The sequence below is a fragment of the Alloiococcus sp. CFN-8 genome (assembly GCF_049943125.1).
Classification (GTDB): Bacteria; Bacillota; Clostridia; order Clostridiales; family Clostridiaceae; genus JAEXZL01.
In genome coordinates, this window is the sequence record NZ_CP188040.1 from 3179441 (window position 1) to 3199000 (window position 19560).

At 34.3% G+C, this 19560-nt stretch carries 20 protein-coding genes; 16 read left to right on the top strand and 4 right to left on the bottom strand.

All coding sequences use genetic code 11. The annotated features are described in order from the left end of the window. Positions 1–41: 41 nt before the first annotated feature. Together ACPWSR_RS14920 and ACPWSR_RS14925 are read left to right on the top strand one after the other, a co-directional pair. A complete protein-coding gene (locus ACPWSR_RS14920; RefSeq protein ID WP_426349023.1) occupies positions 42–773 on the top strand; it encodes a class I SAM-dependent methyltransferase in 732 nt (243 codons plus the stop codon). Positions 774–1107: 334 nt separating this feature from the next. Next, the gene (locus ACPWSR_RS14925) at positions 1108–1845 is read left to right on the top strand and encodes an SDR family NAD(P)-dependent oxidoreductase (protein WP_426349024.1); all 738 of its coding nucleotides are present in this window, start codon (positions 1108–1110) and stop codon (positions 1843–1845) included. 74 nt (positions 1846–1919) lie between these two features. Here the strand turns inward: ACPWSR_RS14925 and ACPWSR_RS14930 are convergent, their stop codons facing one another. Continuing rightward, positions 1920–2711 (bottom strand): IclR family transcriptional regulator, encoded by a 792-nt coding sequence (locus ACPWSR_RS14930; protein ID WP_426349025.1) that lies wholly within the window; start codon positions 2709–2711, stop codon positions 1920–1922. A 286-nt stretch (positions 2712–2997) separates the two neighbouring features. On the opposite strand from ACPWSR_RS14930, the gene ACPWSR_RS14935 reads away from it, so the two are divergent. The 9 genes from ACPWSR_RS14935 to ACPWSR_RS14975 all read left to right on the top strand — a co-directional run bounded on the left by ACPWSR_RS14935 (position 2998) and on the right by ACPWSR_RS14975 (position 12019). Then, a complete protein-coding gene (locus tag ACPWSR_RS14935; protein WP_426349026.1) occupies positions 2998–4911 on the top strand; it encodes an NAD(P)/FAD-dependent oxidoreductase in 1914 nt (637 codons plus the stop codon). Between the two features lie 144 nt (positions 4912–5055). Continuing rightward, a complete protein-coding gene (locus ACPWSR_RS14940) occupies positions 5056–5220 on the top strand; it encodes a hypothetical protein (protein WP_426349027.1) in 165 nt (54 codons plus the stop codon). Between the two features lie 8 nt (positions 5221–5228). Beyond that, a complete protein-coding gene (locus tag ACPWSR_RS14945; protein ID WP_426351396.1) occupies positions 5229–5492 on the top strand; it encodes a GyrI-like domain-containing protein in 264 nt (87 codons plus the stop codon). A gap of 258 nt (positions 5493–5750) precedes the next feature. Beyond that, positions 5751–6095, top strand: coding sequence for a PadR family transcriptional regulator (locus ACPWSR_RS14950; RefSeq protein WP_426349028.1), 345 nt, complete (start codon positions 5751–5753; stop codon positions 6093–6095). Beyond that, positions 6092–7090 (top strand): HAAS signaling domain-containing protein, encoded by a 999-nt coding sequence (locus tag ACPWSR_RS14955; RefSeq protein WP_426349029.1) that lies wholly within the window; start codon positions 6092–6094, stop codon positions 7088–7090. The genes ACPWSR_RS14950 and ACPWSR_RS14955 overlap by 4 nt, the downstream gene beginning before the upstream one ends. Positions 7091–7284: 194 nt before the next feature. Next, positions 7285–7776, top strand: coding sequence for a GNAT family N-acetyltransferase (locus ACPWSR_RS14960; protein WP_426349030.1), 492 nt, complete (start codon positions 7285–7287; stop codon positions 7774–7776). Between the two features lie 18 nt (positions 7777–7794). Further along, complete coding sequence (locus ACPWSR_RS14965) at positions 7795–8337, top strand: 2'-5' RNA ligase family protein (RefSeq protein ID WP_426349031.1); 543 nt, start codon at positions 7795–7797, stop codon at positions 8335–8337. 173 nt (positions 8338–8510) lie between these two features. Then, a complete protein-coding gene (locus ACPWSR_RS14970) occupies positions 8511–10271 on the top strand; it encodes a flavocytochrome c (RefSeq protein WP_426349032.1) in 1761 nt (586 codons plus the stop codon). Between the two features lie 110 nt (positions 10272–10381). Continuing rightward, positions 10382–12019, top strand: coding sequence for a helix-turn-helix domain-containing protein (locus ACPWSR_RS14975; RefSeq protein ID WP_426349033.1), 1638 nt, complete (start codon positions 10382–10384; stop codon positions 12017–12019). Positions 12020–12136: 117 nt separating this feature from the next. On the opposite strand, the gene ACPWSR_RS14980 is transcribed toward ACPWSR_RS14975, so the two are convergent. Beyond that, complete coding sequence (locus ACPWSR_RS14980; RefSeq protein WP_426349034.1) at positions 12137–12706, bottom strand: DUF6143 family protein; 570 nt, start codon at positions 12704–12706, stop codon at positions 12137–12139. A gap of 26 nt (positions 12707–12732) precedes the next feature. Further along, entirely contained in the window at positions 12733–13296 is a 564-nt protein-coding gene (locus ACPWSR_RS14985) for a DUF6143 family protein (RefSeq protein WP_426349035.1), read from the bottom strand. Between the two features lie 201 nt (positions 13297–13497). On the opposite strand from ACPWSR_RS14985, the gene ACPWSR_RS14990 reads away from it, so the two are divergent. From ACPWSR_RS14990 to ACPWSR_RS15000, 3 genes are all read left to right on the top strand, one after another. After that, positions 13498–13905: a DUF1801 domain-containing protein gene (locus ACPWSR_RS14990; protein WP_426349036.1), complete on the top strand. Its 408-nt coding sequence runs from the start codon at positions 13498–13500 to the stop codon at positions 13903–13905. A 185-nt stretch (positions 13906–14090) separates the two neighbouring features. Then, positions 14091–15434 carry an MATE family efflux transporter gene (locus ACPWSR_RS14995; RefSeq protein WP_426349037.1) on the top strand — a complete coding sequence of 448 codons (1344 nt, stop codon included), beginning with the start codon at positions 14091–14093 and terminating at the stop codon, positions 15432–15434. A 94-nt stretch (positions 15435–15528) separates the two neighbouring features. After that, positions 15529–16272 (top strand): DUF4886 domain-containing protein, encoded by a 744-nt coding sequence (locus ACPWSR_RS15000; protein WP_426349038.1) that lies wholly within the window; start codon positions 15529–15531, stop codon positions 16270–16272. Positions 16273–16336: 64 nt separating this feature from the next. On the opposite strand, the gene ACPWSR_RS15005 is transcribed toward ACPWSR_RS15000, so the two are convergent. Next, positions 16337–17521 (bottom strand): M20 metallopeptidase family protein, encoded by a 1185-nt coding sequence (locus tag ACPWSR_RS15005; protein WP_426349039.1) that lies wholly within the window; start codon positions 17519–17521, stop codon positions 16337–16339. 237 nt (positions 17522–17758) lie between these two features. On the opposite strand from ACPWSR_RS15005, the gene ACPWSR_RS15010 reads away from it, so the two are divergent. Beyond that, entirely contained in the window at positions 17759–18745 is a 987-nt protein-coding gene (locus tag ACPWSR_RS15010; protein ID WP_426349040.1) for an O-acetyl-ADP-ribose deacetylase, read from the top strand. Between the two features lie 99 nt (positions 18746–18844). After that, positions 18845–19504, top strand: a complete 660-nt coding sequence (locus ACPWSR_RS15015) for a vWA domain-containing protein (protein ID WP_426349041.1) — start codon at positions 18845–18847, stop codon at positions 19502–19504. Positions 19505–19560: the final 56 nt, after the last annotated feature.

Consider the following 19560-nt stretch of genomic DNA (forward strand, 5'->3'; position numbering starts at 1 on the left):
ATAATTTAAAGAGTACTACGAAAAATGCGGAGGGGTATATTATGAAAGAAAATAAATATGATGATATAGAGTTCTTCAATCAATATAAAAAGATGTCTCGTTCCGTGGAGGGACTACAGAGGGCAGGGGAATGGCATGAGCTTAAAAAAATGCTACCAAGCTTCAAGGAAGCTCGTGTTTTAGACCTGGGCTGTGGCTTTGGGTGGCACTGCAACTATGCTGTTGAAATGGGGGCAAAGTCAGTGATAGGCGTGGACATCTCAGAAAAAATGCTTCAGGAGGCAAGAGAAAAAACGACATCACCCCTTGTTGAATATATTAAGATGCCTATTGAAGATATTGATTATCCAGAAGAATCCTTTGATGTGGTTATAAGCTCACTAGCCTTTCATTACATTGACTCCTTTCAGGAGGTGTGCAGAAAAATTAGTAACCTTCTGGTAAAGGGTGGGGATTTTATACTATCTGTGGAGCATCCCATATTCACTGCCGAGGGCAGTCAGCAGTGGCATTATGATGCCCAAGGAAATCCTCTTCACTGGCCTGTTGATCGCTACTTTGAAGAAGGACCACGTAAAGCTATATTTTTGGGAGAAGAGGTTGTTAAGTATCATAAGACAATCACAACCTATGTGAACACACTTATTAGCTGTGGTTTTGAGATTACTAAGCTGGTAGAACCAAAGCCAGCTGACTACCTCATGGATGAGCCTGGGAGAGAGGATGAATTGCGTCGTCCCATGATGCTATTAATATCTGCTAGGAAGAAGTAAGTTTGCTAGTAAGCAATAACATATATTAATGAATGCAAAATTTTATTTATTTTAAGTGGGAGGAATTGCATAATTTATTATGATTCCTCCTATTTTTGAGTAATTAGAAAATAAGTTGTTTTAAACGTATTGCTTTAATTTGTTAAATAATATACAATGCTTATTAGGGAAATAGTGCTAATAATTACTAAATATTATTTTAAAGTTATTTTTATACAATTATGACGCTTTAGTGTGTTAAAAAAGTAACTAAATTAAATGTAAGGAATTAGATGCACTAAAGAAAATAACTAAAATCTAAATAAAATGACAAAGGAAAGGTAGGACTGAACTTATGAGTAAAAAAGTTGTTCTTATAACAGGATCCTCAAGAGGAATTGGAGCTGCCTGTGCTACAGAATTTGCAGAAGCAGGTTATAATGTGGTTATTCACTGCAACAGCAATATACAAAAAGCAAAGGAAGTATCTGAGCTGTGTAAAGCATTAGGTGCAGAGGTTCTTGTATTTCAAGCTGATGTTTCAAAATATGATGAATGTAATCGATTAGTGGATGCGGCTATTGAACACTTTGGCCAAATTGATGTTTTAGTTAATAATGCAGGTATAGAAGCTAATGGCTCTATAATGGAGACAACCCTTGAGCAATTTGATGATGTAATGAAGGTGAATGCTTATGGTCCCTTCTATATGTCAAAGCTAGTAGTTCCACATATGATAGAGAGAAAAACAGGAAGTATTATTTTTATGTCTTCAACGAGCGCTGCTACTGGTTCTACTGGAAGCTCTGCTTATGCTACCTCCAAGGCAGCTCTCATAGGATTAACTAAGACTCTTGCAAGAGATTTGGCGCCTATAGGGATCAATGTAAATGCAATATGTCCAGGTCCTATAGAAACTGATATGGTTGCTGCTCTTCCCATAGAGCTAAAGACCTGGATAAAAGGCAGCGTCTTTGCAGGAAGACTTGGAAAGCCAGAAGAGGTTGGAGCAGCAGCAGTATTTTTAGCCTCAGAAAAAGCTAATTACATTACTGGACAATCACTAACTATAGATGGTATATTCCGTACCTAAGATTGTTATAAAAAATACTTGAGGCATTAAGCCTCAAGTATTTTTTATTAAGTTCATTTAATAAAATTGAATATTTAGAGTTCATTACGGGACCATATATCTGTTAGAGTACTAGCTGTATACTTTATTTCTTCGATTATTTTATCTATAGAAAACTTATTTAGTTTCGCTTTTTGTCCGTTTATACTTAAAACACCCACGAGTAAATTATCTTTATTAAATACAGGGGCAGCGATGCACAGACTACCTGGACGGAGATCATTTTCTTCATAGGCGTAGCCTTTTACTCTGACGTGTTGAACTTTCGATATAACATCATCAATTTCCAGACTCTTATTTTTATATCTCTTATTCAGTTTAATATAGTTTTCTCTGAACTCTTGAGAATCAGCACCGTTTTCTAGGTAAGCCATAAAGCACATATAAACAGCTGGTTGAAAGACCTCACTGGCATCACATTGTTTTGGTGTAATTAAGGTTTTTGAATAGGTGTTGTTTAGGTATTGTTGTAAAACTAGTACAAAATCACCCTTAGCTTTTTCCTGGGTGTTATCATTCCGATTATAGTTTAAAAGACTTAAATTTATCTTTTCATCATATTTCTCTGATAAATATTCAAGATGTGGTCTTGCAATGGTTGCTATAGGAAAGTTGCTGGCAGCAACTAGTCCCATCATAAAAACTCTTGAGCTTAAGGTATATAGACCTGTTTGCTCATCTTTTTCTAAAAAATCCTTTTCAGTTAGAGTTAATAATGTTCTATATACTGTGCTTTTATGCAAATTCATTGATTTAGATATTTCAGTAAGAGTCATCTTACCTCCATTTTGATACATTATATCAAGTATATCTAATGCGCGTTCCAAACATTTAATAGAGGATATAAGATCACCTTCTTTCCTAATCAATTATAGCACAGTGATATGAATGATATCAATTAGACAAAGTGTTCCACACAGTAGAACCAAAAATAATTCATAGACTTTAAGAAATCTTCATTTTAACTGTAAAGATAGGAAAATTCATGATTAATCATATGCTAAAGTAAAGAATATGATGAAATAATTTACAAAATTGCTGTTAATTTGTTGCTCAGGATAGAACAGTATGTTAAAATTTAAATAATATTAATTGTGGGAAAGGGGAAAATAAATGAAGGTATTAGAGTCTATTAAAATAGGAAAGCTGGAGCTTAAAAATAGATTTGTTATGGTTGCCATGGGACCTGAGCTTGGAGATTTTGATTCAAGAGCAGTAGATTATTATCTTGCAAGGGCAAAGGGTGGAGCATCCATGATTATGACTACAGTTATAGCTACAGAAGCTATTGACGGTCATTCTCCTGCATCAACTCTTACGGAGGAAAGCTATATAGGTTTTAAGAATATGGTAGATAGAGCTCATGAATATGGCTGTAAAGTATGCATTCAAATTATGCCTGGTATAGGTCTTGGTGGAAAAGCAGAGGGTAGAGAAAAGCCAGCTTCAGCTTCAGCAATTCCTCTTTATCCAGGTAGTGAGTATACTTTTGATGAACTCACTAAAGAAGAGATTAAATTTATTCAAGGGGAAGTTTTACGTACAGTAAAGCTAGCAGAAAAAGCAGGAGCCGATGCAGTAGAGGTTCACGCTTACGGTGGATATTTGACAGATAAGTTTATGACGAAGAAATGGAACATCCGTACTGATGAATATGGTGGAAGCTTCGAAAATAGAATGAGATTTTTAAATGAAATCATCGACAATATTAAAAATGATCTTGGTGATGACTTTCCTATTATCGTAAAATACACTCCACAGCATTTTTTACCAGTTGAAGCGGGCTATAGAGGAATTGATGAAGGGATTGAAATAGCAAAAATGCTGGAAAAGAAAGGTGTACATGCTCTTCACGTAGACGCTGGTTGCCATGATAACTGGTATATGGCTATGCCTCCTATTTATCAGCAGGAAATGGTACCTCAAATGCTTTCCTCAAGAATAATAAAGGAAGTTACTACTTTGCCTGTTATTTCTAATGGACATTTGGGAGATATAGGCAAGGCAGAAACAGCTATTAAAAATAATTGGATTGATATAGCTGGTGTTGGTAGAGAGTTTTTAGCAGATCCAGATTTTCCTAACAAAGTAATAGCAAACAAAACTAATGAGATACGTAATTGTATTTATTGTAATGAAGGCTGTATTGCAAGAGTTTGTGAAGGAAAGAGTATAAACTGTGCGGTTAACCCAACAACTGGTTATGAAGGAATCAAAGATATAAAGGCTACTGAAGCTCCAAAAAGAGTACTTGTTATTGGTGCAGGTCCTGGAGGATGTCAAGCAGCCATTGCAGCTACTCAAGCGGGACATGATGTAGAGATTTGGGAAAAGAATGAGTACTTAGGCGGGAATTTCTATAATGCGTGCATGCCTCCATTTAAGAGAGATGGAGAAAAAGTACTTAATTATTATCGCACAATGATAGAAACCTTAAATATTAGAATCAAGTATTGTATGGAAGCAACGGAAGAAAAAATACTAAATTATAATGCTGATAAAGTTATTTATGCTGCCGGAGCTAATCCTATTAAGCCTGGAAGTATACAAGGTATAAATAATAGTAATGTAACAACAGCAGTAGATGTGCTTCAGAACAAAGCATTATTAGGTGATGAAGTAGCAATAATAGGCGGTGGACTTGTTGGCTGTGAAACTGCTATTATGCTAGCCAATAGAGGTAAGAAGGTTACAATAGTTGAAATGGCTTCAAAAATATTACCAGAACCAATATTTATTCAGAATTTAATGATGCTAAATCAAATGCTGAAGCACCCTAATATTACAACTAAGCCATCTTGTAAGCTGCTTAGCATAAATGATGGATTCATAAATGTAGAGGTTGATGGGAATAATGAAGATATAAAATGTGATAATGTTGTATTGGCCATGGGCTTTTCACCTAATGACAGCATTTTCAATTCTCTAAAGGATAAAATTGATATTGTAAATGTTGGAGATAGCATAAGAGCGAGAAAGGTATTAAATGCTGTACATGAAGCCTATGATGCGGTATTAAGTATATAGTTTTTATCTGGCTATAGAATTTTGTAACATATTTCAGAATGTTATTTTGTTCCCTCAGACTACGGTTTGGGGGATTTTTTCATTTAGAGGTTTAGAGTTATTTGAGAATTAAGTGAGTATATATGCGGTATAGAGTTTTATATATTGCATGGTATAAATCCTTCTGAAGCAAGATACAACGGTCAACAGCTAAAAGCATATCCAAGAATGACCTTCCAATTATCAATAAAAGGAGGAAGCGAAATGAACTATAGAATAGAAGAAAAGGAAGCCTTCAGCTTAGTTGGGATTAAGAAAAGGGAGAGCTAGACCACTATATAGGTGTAGCAACAAATAAAGAATGCCCTGAGGAGCTATCAGAGCTTAAAGTTTCGGCATCAACCTGGGCTGTATTCGAAGCTGTTGGACCATTTCCAGAGACTCTTCAAGACACCTGGGGACGCATTTATTCTGAATGGTTCCCATCCTCAAATTATGAAATAGCAGAAGGACCAGAAATCTTATGGAATGAAAATAAAGATGTGACTTCACCAGAATTTAAAAGTGAAATATGGGTACCGATTATTAGAAGACTATTGTAGATTAAGGTTATGAATTAAATTTTTATGCATAATTATGCTCCCTCAAACATAGGTTTGAGGGAGTATTTTTTTAGTGTCCATGATATTTAATAGAATTATTAATATTAAATCTATTAAGGCTATCTATAATATCACTGTTTAAGAAACAAAAAATAGCCTGTGAACAATATTTGATATTATGGAATATATTATAAAATATAGTAATATTATCTTGACTATAATGTACGACATACAGTATACTTGAATTGAGGTGATTAAATGAACTCAACGGATGAATTAATCAATTCCCTTACAGTTGAACTAAAACGAGGAACAATGGTTCTGTTAGTCCTTAGTCAGCTTCATTCAAATGAATATGGCTATTCACTGGTGCAGAAATTGGAAGAAAAGAAAGTGCCAATTGAAGCAGGAACATTGTATCCGCTATTGCGCAGATTAGAAAAACAGAAGCTGCTTGTAAGTGAATGGGATACCAGCGAAAGCAGACCTAGAAAATTTTATACCCTCAGTGATGACGGTAAAGAAGTATATAAGAAGCTTAAGAAAGAGTGGAAACAAATCTCAACCCTATTAGATACAATTTTAGAGGAGGATGAAAAATGAATCTGATTGATCGATATGTTCATGCCGTGGGAAGTTATCTGCCAAAGGAGATTCGTGATGATGTTTTAAAGGAACTTAGAACTAATATAGAAGATATGCTCCCTGATAACTATACTGAAAAAGATATATATAATATTCTGAAGGAAATGGGTAGTCCCATGGAGCTTGCCAATGAGTATAACCCTCAAAAAAGATATATCATTGGTCCAGGGTATTATGACAAATACTTGGAGGTTCTTAAAATAGTAGTAGGTATTTGTATTGCTGTTTTTATAGGTATTGAGATAATAGAGAGAGTTATAAATCCCTCTAAAATAGATGTAATGGAAACAATTATACAGTTGTTTATAAATATAATTTCTGGAGGATTATTGGGGGCGATGCAAGGTGCCTTTTGGGTCACTCTTATATTCGTTATTTTAGAAAGAAGTGGAGTTGAAGCGGGGGATTTATCACAGATTAGTGATAAATGGACTCCAGATTCCTTGCCAGAGCTACCGGTAAATGATGGTTTGAAGATTTCTAGAGGAGAAACTATTTTTTCAGTGGTATGGACTATAATCTTTACAGCTCTTTTGTATTTTCAGCCTCAAGTCATAGGTATTTATAGAAATATAGAAAATGGTGTTTTGCAGGCTACCCCGTTATTTGATATTAATGTGCTTAAAGTATACATGCCTTTCATTCTTGCTTTGACAGTACTTCAGCTGGGTATTTTTATATGGAAGTATATTGCAGAAAGATGGAATATATCACTGATTATATGCAATGCTGTTTATAATGTACTCATGTGTATATTGGTTGTTGTTATGTTAAGTGATACTGCACTATTTAATGCTGCTTTTATTTCAGAAATAGCCGAGCTCACAAAAGGCTCTATTAATACTATTGCATTATGGTTTGATAGAGGGAAGTGGATTTTTGCTGGAGTCTTTATTGTTCTTTGCATTTGGGATAGTATATCCACCTTTTATAAGTTCATAGTTAAAAAGTAATTGTCATAATGATAAATGAAACGGTTATTAATAAAGAATCTTCTTCTGGCGATGGGGATTCTTTTTTATTACTAATAAAGTAGTTATAGATAGAAAAGTATATTATGTTGACAGTGCCAATTGTAAAGTATATATTTGAATATAAGTAATAATATGGAAGATGGTTTTGGGTAATAAAGAGGGGAGTTAAAATAATGAATAAAAGAATATATCTACAGAAGTTTACTTCTGAAGACTTTGATAAATACTATGAACTAGTTAGAGATGAAAGAGTTATGGCCATGATCACAGAAAGAGCTCTTCCTTTAGCTGAGGCAAAAGAAAAATTCAATTTAATATTGAAAAACAATGAATTAAAAGAGTCCTTTGGTAATTTTAAAGTTATAGAAGCTTCAACAAATAACTTTATAGGTTACGGGATGCTCAGGATCAAAGAGAAGGACTCAACAGAAGCTGAGCTAGGATATATGTTATTACCTGACTTCTGGGGCACAGGTATAGGAAGTGAAGTTGCTAGATTATTGGTTGAAAAGGCTAAAGAAGAAAAGCAATTAAATAAAATTACTGCAATGATAGATCCTAAGAATAATGCTTCTAGGAAAATATTAATTAATAATGGATTTATAAGTATAGGCTTAGGAGAATTCTTTGGATTACCAAGTGAATCATTTATTTTGAAAATATAGTGATAAGGTGAGAGAAATATGTTGAGACGAACCATAATGATATTTCCACAATTTGATAACATAAACGTTATAGATGAAATAAGACAGAAATATGATCCACTTGCTAATCATGTTAGACCACATATTACCCTAGTATTTACCTTTGAAAGCAATCTTACATCATTAGAAATTAAAGAGCATTTAAATCAGGTACTTTCTGAGACAAGCTCCTTTAGACTAACTATGGGTGATATTATTAAAATTGATAATCCTTTAGGTATGTATTTATTTTTTACTATAAAAGAAGGTGTGGAAGAGATAAAAAAACTTAGCTTAAAGCTATATAAAGGAATCTTGGAACCTTATAAAGCAGCTTGGTTTAATGAGAAGACATTCTTACCTCATATGACATTGGGAAATTTCCCTTCAAGAGAGAAGTTAGATAAGGCTTATGAGGATGTTAATTCTATAAAAGAAAAGTTTACAACGAAGGTAAATAAGCTTTCTGTTGAAATTATTGATGAAAATGAAGATTCTGTCATAGAAGTTGAAATGAATCTTAGAAATGTTAATACTCCATAAGGCTACCCAAGCCTTATGGAGTAATTTTTTTACGTAGAAGAGGATAACTTTGCAATAATTCAAACCATATCTGTGCAATATATTGGGTTTAATTGTTTGTTATATTATGTTAAAATTTAAACGAAATGTTTGAAAAAATGGAATATATATGATAAATTAAGGGGGAGAAACAAATGAATATGTTGAAAAATAACAAGGGAATCTTAAGCATAGTATTATTGCTAGTATTTACTTTGCTTACTGGATGTTCAGGTAGTACAGCAGAGGGTTCCAAGGGATCATACAAGGCTGGAAGCTATACTGCTGAAGCTAAGGGACATAATGGAAACATAAAGGTTGAGGTAATAGTAGATGAAGAATCTATTAAGGAAGTAAAGGTTTTAGAACATAAGGAAACAAAGGGTGTGGCTGATGCAGCTATTACAAACATACCTGAAGGAATTGTTAAAGAACAAACGTTGGCTGTAGATACCATAACAGGCTGCACCGTGTCTAGTAAAGCTATATTAGCTGCAGTAGAAGATGCACTAACACAGGCTGATGGAGATATAGCAGCTTTAAAGGTTAAGAAAGAGAAAAATAACACAGCTCAAAAAATCATCAAAGAAACAGACGTTGTAGTTGTAGGAGCAGGTATTGCTGGCTTATCTGCTGCAATTGAGGCTGCTGATAATGGAGCAAAGGTAATACTTCTAGAAAAAATGCCTGCGGTTGGTGGAAGTACCATAAGATCTGGAGCTAAAATTTTGGCTGCTGAATCATCAATTCAAAAGGCTGCTGGTATAGAGGATTCCGCTGAAGATTTTGCTGATTTTCTAATGGAGATTGGTGAGGGCAAAGTGGACAAGGACTTCGTTAGTTTAATAGCAAACAATTCGGCAGAGAATATAGAGTGGCTCATGGATAATGGAGTGAAGTTTAAGGATGAGATTGAACCTCTACATTCCTATCGTACACCAGCTAGAGGTCATAAGGTTTACGAGGATTCAGGTGCAAATCTTATAATGCCATTACAGGATAAAGCCAAAGAGCTTGGTGTAGAAATATTACTACAAACACCTGCTTTAAGCTTGATTACTGAAGGGGAAAAGGTAACAGGTGTTAAGGCTGAGAATTCTAATGGAGATGAGATTACAATCAATGCTGGCGCTGTAATATTAGCTACTGGAGGCTTTGATAGAAATCCAGAGCTTGTTAAGAAGTATTTTCCTAGTGCTGGTGAGTTTACCACAACCGTTGGAGAAGGTAATACCGGAGACGGACTTATAATGGGTGAGGAAGCAGGAGCTCAAATCCTTAAAAATGATGCCGGAATTAGGCTTGCTCTGAACAGAACAACAATGCTTGGTTATGGTGAAGCTGCTGATGGCTTATTTGTAACTCCTGAGGGCAAACGCTTTATGGATGAAAAAGACTTCCACTTTACAAGGACAAGAATAATGTATGACTTAAATATCGAACATTGCTTCTATATTTTCGATGAATCAGATTATAACGAAAAGGTAGGTAAAGCCATAGAAGAAGGTACTGCTTTTGAAGCTGATAGCATTGAAGACTTAGCTGGTAAAATAGGAATGGACTCTAAAGTGTTAAAGGCTACCGTTGATAGATATAATGAGCTAGCTAAAAAAGGTAAGGATGATGACTTCAATAAGCCTTCTGAGTTCCTTACTGCCATTGCAAAAGGTAAGCTATATGCTGTGAAGCTATCAGGAAATACAAGTGGTACAATCGGTGGATTGAAGATTACAATTGATGGAGAGGTTTTAAATATAGAGGACAAGGTTATTTCAGGATTATATGCTGCAGGAGAGGTGGCCAATGGTCAGATATTCTATAGAGAATATCCAGGAAGCGGTTCATCAATAATCGCGAATCTTACATTTGGTAGACAGGCAGGAGCTGCAGCAGCAAAAAATGTTCAGGGAAAATAAATATATTAATTAAACCATGATGGAAATTTATAGCTTAATTTAGAATCTGACATAAGGTTATATATGGGTAAGAAAGCTTTTATGGGATACAAAATAAGAGGGGTGAATTTATGATGTTCAAGATTCTGATAATAGAAGAAGATGCAAGAGTAAAGGAACTAATTAAATCTTTCTTATTAAAGCATAAAGATTTTAATGTAATGGATAGCTTTGCATATACAGAAAATCCTATGGAAAGAATAATTAACCTGCAGCCAGATGCTATATTTCTAAACTATAAAATCATGGATGCCTATGGTGATAAGCTTGTTGAATATATAGGGATTAATATGTCCTCTATGAAGGTAATAGTTATTTTAGATTCACCTAATTTTCATCAGGCGCAAAGGGCAATTAACCAGTGGAGAGTAGATTCCATAATGGAAAGATCTCAAATTAATGAAGAGATTCTCGAGGGTGAACTGGCATCATTTTTCAAAACAGTAAAAACTAATAGATTAAATAATATTTCTCATAAAGAATTAGTTGAAAAGTATAATGAGGTTGCCCTATATATATTGCATGAAGAAGTAGTTAGTGGTGGGAACGAAAAAAGAATAGGTAATGCAGAAAGAAAGCTAGGGGTAAAGCTTGATTTTAAAACAGAAGAATTTTATCTAGGTTATTCTGGTTATGACTCTAGTATATATTCTCATTACACTTTGGGTGCAGATACCTTTAATAGTTTCTTTCATAGCTTAAGATCTAAAATACGCAGTATAAGCAGCAAAAATTATAAGGCAGAGATATTTATTCATTCCACCTCTAAGAAGTTTATATTAATAGTCAGTAAAAAACATCATGGTAAATCAGATGAAAGTGTAGATAAAATATTTGAACAGATTCATAAGCTTATCCAATTTGAGTTTCAAGCTAAAATATCTGGAGGGTTAAAGGAACATCAAAATTTTACTACAGTTTCTGAAAGGCTAAGTGGCTTGGGAACTCACATCAGTAATTCTTTTCAAAAGCTTATTTGGTGCAGCGATTTAGCATTCTTTATTGCAGAAAAAGGAATAGTTAGGCAGGAGGATATAGAAAGCCTTCAGAAGTCTAGTACCCTTGAAAATATAAATTATATGCTGGAAAATATAAAGGGTGCTCTATACAGTAGAGATAGTTCTAAACTGGATTATTCCATAAAAGTACTATTTAATGAAGGATTAAAATATTCCTTTAATAGATTATTATACAGCTATTCAATGGATTATCTAAAAGAAATTTATATTTCAGCAGCTATGGATAATGACTTTTTATCAAATCTGGATTTTGAGAAGATTATATCAAATGGTGAGTATACAACAATAGAGAAGACCTGTGGATGCATCTGCAAATTATTCAGTGATTTGCAGGAGGAGCTTATGAGTAAAAATTGTCATAAAAGAATAATCATTCATGATGCTGTAGAGTATATAAAACAAAATTATGATTGTAGGCTCACTCTTAAAGAAATTTCAGAATATGTATGTATCTCTCCATCCTATTTAAGTAGAATATTTAAACAAAAAACAGGTAATAGCTTAAACAATTTTATAAATGCAATAAGAGTAGAAAAGGCAAAAGCACTCCTTGATAATACCGATTACAAGGTCTGTGAGGTTTGCGAGAAAAGTGGATTTCTGAGCGCCAAATATTTTAGCCAGGTTTTTAAAAAGCTTGAAGGCATGACTCCAATGGAGTATAAAGTAAAGGCTGAAAAGGTTGGCTAGAGGATATAGTAAGTAATATAATTAATGAAAATACTCCAGTAGGATTTTAATCTTCTGGAGTATTTTCATTATAGGGTAAAATATTAACTATGACCATATAAAGAATACTGTTAATTACTATCCTTTGTTGCAAGCTTTAGCTTCGAACCACTGGAAGCTTACTCTTGCGGCTCCAGGTTCATCCGGTGCTTCTGGTGTCCCTAGAAAAATTACAAAGGAACCTCCTGGAGGCATTATAAATTTACCTACCTCCACATCACCCACCGTGGACTTTCCCGGTGCTCTTCTGACGAAGGCTTTAACACCGTCTTCTGGTTCTCCAATAGCTTTGCTTGCTTGAAGAAGTCTTATACTGGTTTTTGGAATAGGGGAAATGGCTGTATCTGTTGGAGTTACAGAATCTGACCTAGTTGGATTTCCTGGTGGATAGGAATTAAACCATATCTGTGCTCTTATGGGAGAATCTCTAGTATTGGAAACCTCCCAATAGTAAACATGCAGATTTACTCCTGATTCTCGAGGATTAAATAATCCAGCCCAAGCATTTCTTCCCCTACCAAATAAAAGCTCCTTTGTAGAGCCTAAAAAGTAGTTGCCCTGAAGAGATAAATATAGAGCGTAAGGCATACTCACTACCTGAGAAATTGGGTTTGGTATAAATACTGTGTTTTTATTATAGCTATCCATTTATTAGTACCTCCTATTATTTTTCCTTAAATCTGTTCTTCGGACCATCCGAAAGCAACTCTACCTAAACCCTGTTCAGTGGTTGTTGATGGGTAGCTTAGGGTAATTATTAAGGTTCCTCCAGGTGGGAATATTAAAACTCCGTTTGCATCACTAGCCAGTGTAACTTCAGGGTCCACTAGCCTTTCTATAATGTTAATTCCACCCTCTGAATATCCCTCTACATTACTTGCCTCTAGAAGCTTGGTCTTTGGCACTGGTAGAGGACATATAGCAGTGTTGGCAGGGGTTACTAGCTGAGAGATAGTAGCCTTCCTTGGAGGTTCTGAATTTAACCATATATTAGCTTGAAGTGGAAGGTTACCTGTATTAGTTACTGTCCAGACATAGACATGAAGATTTACCTTTGAATCTGGTGGGTTTATTAAACCAGCCCAGGCAATAGTATTGTTTTTAAATTCCATATCATCGGCATAGCCTACAAAATATTTTCCTTGTAGTGAGAGATATAAAGGGTAGGGAATATCAGCAACTTGAGTAATTGGATTTGCTAAGAGTAGAGGGCTTTTGTAATTTTCACAGGGTTGCATTCTGTTTCATCTCCTATTGTATTTATATAGAAAAGGTTTTATTGATATCATAGTATGTAGAAAAAATAAAATATGAGATGAAAAGGTAACTCTTTAGAGCAAGTCTATCTTCATAGAAGAATTAATGACAGGTGGAATAAAATGTAATATTATATATAATAGTAGATAGAAATTGATAATATATTGAGGAGGACTAGAAAAATGAATAAAAAGGCAAAGAATGTTGATGTTAATGATTTTATAAATGACCTAGAACATCCTCTTAAGGATATAATTATTAAAGTGAGAGAAATAATTCTTAATTGCAATAAGGATATTACTGAACATATAAAATGGAATGCTCCAAGCTTTTGTTATAACAATGACGATAGGATTACCTTCAAGCTGAATAATAAGAATTGTGTACAGCTAGTCTTTCATACGGGAGCAAAGGGGAAGGATAGCAAGAGTGAGGGGCCTCTTTTTGAGGATCAAAGCAATTTATTAGCATGGGTTGCAGATAGGAGGGCTTTAATGACCTTTTATCATGTAAATGAGGTTGATACAAAGAAAGAGGAAATAATTAAAATTGTTAATCAATGGTTAGAGGAGACTATAAATCAAGAATAAAGATTATTCTAACTATAGCCTCAAGGAATATTGACATATATGTTAAATTATACTATTATAAATTTGCTATTATAAGCAAACTTTAGCTTTGCCACCGGGTAAAGCGTAAGGTGTTCTAGAACATTCCGTTAGGTCTTAGAAGGAATGTCATGGGATACCTTTTTTATTTTTAGGGAGGAAACTTTATGGATAATAATATTTTTAAGGATTTTACTAAATATGTAAGCTTGAATATCCTCGGTATGATAGGTCTTTCTTGTTATATTCTTGCAGATACATTTTTTATTTCAAAGGCTTTAGGCTCAACAGGTGTTGCTGCACTTAATTTTTCTATTTCAATTTATAGCCTGATTCATGGGACTGGACTTATGATAGGGATAGGGGGAGCCACAAGATATGGTATATTAAGATCTCAAAAAAGAGACAAGCGGGCCAATGAAATATTTTCAACCAGCATAAAATTGGGTGTTATTTTAGGACTTCTCTTTACAATAGTAGGAGTTTTTTCTTCAGAATCTCTTGCATTAACCTTAGGGGCAGATGACAATACTCTACCGCTTACTAAAACCTACCTATTGACGATATTATCCTTTGCGCCATTTTTTATTATGAATAATATTCTTCTTGCTTTTGTACGAAACGATAATAATCCAAGGCTATCAATGGTTGCAATGCTAACAGGTAGCTTTTCAAATATTATTTTGGATTATATATTCATGTTTCCTCTTCAAATGGGAATGTTTGGTGCAGCCTTTGCAACTGGGCTGGCACCGATAATAAGTATATTAATATTAACTGTTCATCTTACCAAAGGAAGAAACAGCTTAAGCTTTATAAAAGGTAAAATGAAATTGTCTAGAGTTTTTGATGTCTTTAGGTTGGGTCTATCTTCTTTTATTTCTGAGATTTCTTCAGCAGTTGTTCTTATTACCTTTAATTTAGTAATTTTAAAGCTTGCAGGAAATTTAGGTGTTGCCTCCTATGGTATTGTTGCCAATATAGCACTGGTGGGTATATCAATATTTACAGGTATAGCGCAAGGAATTCAGCCTCTCATAAGTAAAGGGTATGGAAGTAAAAACTTCCTTGAGGTGAAAAAAGTGATGAGGTATGCTTTGATAACTTCAGGTGTAATAGCCTTAATTATTTATTCGGCAGTTTTCATTAAGGCTAACAGTATTGTTGGTATTTTTAACAGCGAAAAAAATTTAGAAATATTACATATTGCTATAACTGGACTTAGAATTTATTTTATAGGATTTTTCTTTGCAGGCATCAATATAATAATGTCTATATATTTAAGTGCTACAGAAAGAGCTAAGGATGCCTTCATTGTATCAATGGCAAGAGGCTTAGTAATCATTGTGCCTTTAGTGCTTATATTAAGCAGTATTTTAAAAATGACAGGAGTTTGGTTATCATTTGTTTTCACTGAATTGGCTGTAACTATAATGACCTATATAATAGTAAAGACTAAAAAGAATATTGAAAGAGAAGAAAAAATCAGGGTGAACCTTGCTAATGATTGAAGCAGCACCTTAATATAAAGTTATATTTATGTATGATACAATATAGATAGGTAATTTAAGTGAATAAAGTCATATTTACTAAAGGAGATTAGTTATGAAGATACTTGCAATAGGTAATAGCTTTTCTGAAGATGCCACTAAATATCTCCATCAGATTGCAGAGGCTGATGCTTTTGATTTAGAAGTGGTGAACCTATATATACCAGGCTGCTGTCTTGAAGCGCATTGGAACAATATATTAACAGAGGGCAAGTCTTATGAATACAGCATAAATGGAGAATTTCACGGAAGAATGGTTTCAATCAAAGAAGTTCTTTTAGAGGATAAATGGGATTATATAACTCTCCAGCAGTGCAGTGGATTGTCTGGAATAATAGAAAGCTATTATCCTTATATAAAAAATATATCTGATTATCTAAGAGAGCTCTCACCGATTTCTAAGCTGGTAATACATGAGACCTGGGCCTATGAGGTGGATAGCACCCATGGAGATTTTAAAAGATATAATAACAGTCAGGATAAGATGTATAATCAGCTGAAAAAGGCCTACTACTCTGTTGCAGAAGAAATGGGACTACCTATTATACCAAGTGGTGATTTAGTTCAGAAGCTTCGAGGGAAGAAATTATTTGATTATGAAAATGGAGGCTTATCTCTATGTAGGGATGGTTATCATATAGATTTAATTTATGGAAGATACTTAGTAGCTGCCCTTTGGTATAAATTCTTCTCTGGAAGGTCGCTAATCGAGAATGTCTTTACTTTTGAAGAAGAGAAAAACGTAGATATGAATTTAATTAATGAAATAAAAAATCTCATTTCAGAGGAAGGTTTATAAATAATTTAGATAAGAAGCTATTAAAGAAATTACCTTTAATAGCTTCTTGCTATTTAGTGGAATATTATTTATTTGATTTCAGCCACATCATTGCACTATAGGCATGCATTGCCGCACCAGTGGGGAGTATATCTTCATTAAAGATAACCTCTGGATGATGCATAGGAAATCCATAATGGGGATCTTCATCCTTTGAACCGGCTCCAAGAAGAAAATACACGCTAGGTACCTTATAGCCATAGGAAGCAAAATCCTCAGAGCCCATCCCGCCACCTTTGAAGGATATAACTGATTTTTCACCTACTACATCCTTTACATAAGAAGCTATATTATTTGCTAAATCTATATCATTTTTTAGCGGTGGGACAGAGGCAACTATTTCTATTATTCCTTCTCCTCGAAATAACTTTGCTGTGGCTACCACTATATCCTCTAGTCTTTTGTAAATAAAATCACCCAAATCAACATCAAGATAACGAATAGTTCCTTCTAGTACTGCTTCCGCAGGGATAACATTATGTGTATTACCTGCTTGAAATTTTCCGAAGGTAATTACAGCAGATTTCATAGCAGATATTTCCCTGGAAATTATTTCCTGAGATGATAGATAAATATGAGATGCAATATTGATGGGATCAACCCCGGTTTCAGGCATAGCACCATGGCAACCCACTCCTTTTATGGTAATTCTAAATATGGTACATCCTGCTATGGTAGTTCCAAGTCCATAGATAATAGTATTAGTTGGTGTACCAGAGTGTACATGAAGTGCCATGGCAGCATCTACCTTGGGATTCTCTAAAACCCCAGACTCCAGCATAAGCTTTGCTCCTTTAAAGCCTTCTTCATTGGGCTGGAAAACCAGCTTCACTGTACCTTCAAGATCCTTTTCATGTTCCTTTAATAATTTTGCTGCGCCTAACAACATAGTGGTGTGAAGGTCATGACCACAAGCATGCATATTTCCATTTGTTGATTTAAAGGGTAAATCAGTCTGTTCTGTAACTGGAAGTGCATCCATATCAGCTCTTAGAAGGAAGGTTTTCTTCCCATCTTTCTTACCTGCTAAAGCAACAATACCACTTTTACAAATTTCTTTTGGTTCATAGCCAAACTCCTTTAATTTATCCATTACGTACTTTGTAGTGTTAGGGAGATTGTCTCCAACCTCTGGATTCCTATGAATTTCTCTTCTAATTTTTATAAGCTCTTCTTTCATGGCTTTTGCACTTTCTAAAATTTTGTTCATTTTATCCTCCTGTTATAGTTAAATCAAGTTTTCACTTGTTCTTATCATAAATATAATTATTTAAAATATAGGATTAACAATATTAGAGTATTATTATCCCTACCTAATTATTTTGCTCTATGAGGCCAAATTATATGTTAAAAACAACAATATATAGTATTATAGTTGACCTTCATTTATTAGTTAAATAGGTTTCGTGGTATACTAGAAAGAGAAGATATATTAGGAGGAATATTTATGCCACTGGAAATAATCCGAAATGATATAACTAAAGTTAAAGCTGATGCAATAGTTAATGCTGCTAATTCATCTCTATTAGGAGGTGGAGGTGTTGATGGGGCAATACATCTGGCTGCAGGACCAGAGCTTCTTGAGGAGTGTAGAGGTCTTGGTGGATGCAGAGTCGGTGAAGCTAAAATTACAAAAGGATACAATCTGCCAGCAAAATACGTTATACATACCGTAGGACCCATATGGCAGGGAGGTAATAATAATGAAGAACAGCTTCTTATAGATTGCTATAAAAACTCTTTGGAGCTAGCTCGTGAATATCAGCTAGAAACCATTGCCTTTCCTTTGATATCCGCTGGTGCCTATGGCTATCCTAAGGATAAAGCACTTAGGACTGCAATCTCAGTTATAGGAGACTTCCTTTTAGAAAATGATATGGCAATTTTTATTGTGGTTTATGATAAAAATGCCGTTATGCTTTCAGAGAAGCTATTCAAATCTATAAAAGAATACATAGATGATAATTATATAGATGAGCAACCGAAATATAGAAGAAATATATATGAAGAAGCTCAAATGCATTTAATGGAGGATTTATATACTCCTGTAAAAAAACAGGGCAAACGAAGCTTAGATGATATTATAAACAACTTGGATGAGACCTTTACGGAGATGCTGCTTCGATTAATTCATGAAAAGTCTATGAAGGAGTCAGAGGTTTACAAAAAAGCAAATGTGGACCGTAAGCATTTTTCTAAAATACGTAATGATGTAAATTATAATCCCAAAAAGACAACAGCACTTGCTTTTGCAATTGCTTTAAAGCTAAACCTCGATGAAACGAAGGATTTGCTTCTTAAGGCCGGCTATGCACTTTCGCGAAGCAATAAGTTTGACCTTATAATTGAGTATTTTATAGAAAGCAAAAACTATGACATTTTTGAGATAAATGAGGCTTTGTATGCCTTTCACCAAAAGACCTTGAGAGAATAGTTTTTTACTAATAAATATATATTGTCGCTTGTGATGCGACCAAAGCTTATATATGAAGTGATATCCTTTAAGTATAAAAGATGATTTGGGGGTATGAAAATGAAAAAAGGATTAACTGAATTAGTATTTATTCTTGACAGGAGCGGCTCAATGTCTGGACTAGAAGGTGATACCATAGGAGGATATAATGCTATGGTAAATAAACAGAAGAAGGAGTCCGGAGAAGCTATAGTTACTACTGTACTCTTTGATGACAAATATGAATTACTCCATGATCGTATTAATTTAAAAGGGATAGAACCTATTTCAGAAAGAGAATATTATGTAAGAGGCTGTACAGCTCTATTAGATGCCATAGGAAAAACTATAAATAAAATTGGTAATGTTCAAAAGCATACTATTGAATCGGAAAGAGCTGAGCATGTACTCTTTGTAATAACCACTGATGGAATGGAAAATGCAAGCCGAGAATTTAATTATGAAAAGGTTAAGCGAATGATTGAACATCAAAAAAATAAGTATGGTTGGGAATTTATTTTTCTTGGAGCTAACATTGATGCAGTTGCAACTGCTAAGAGATTTGGCATAAGTGAAGATAGGGCCTCTAATTATAATGCAGATAGTGAAGGAACCTCACTAAATTATGAGGTGATTAGTGAAACAGTATCCTCCTTAAGAACCAAAGGTAAAATCTCAGAACAGTGGAAGAGCAGGATTGACGAGGACTATAAAAGCCGCAGCGGTGGAAATAAAAGATAAATATATACTTACACTATTGATTCTTTAATGATATGATTATAGTGATAATCATTATC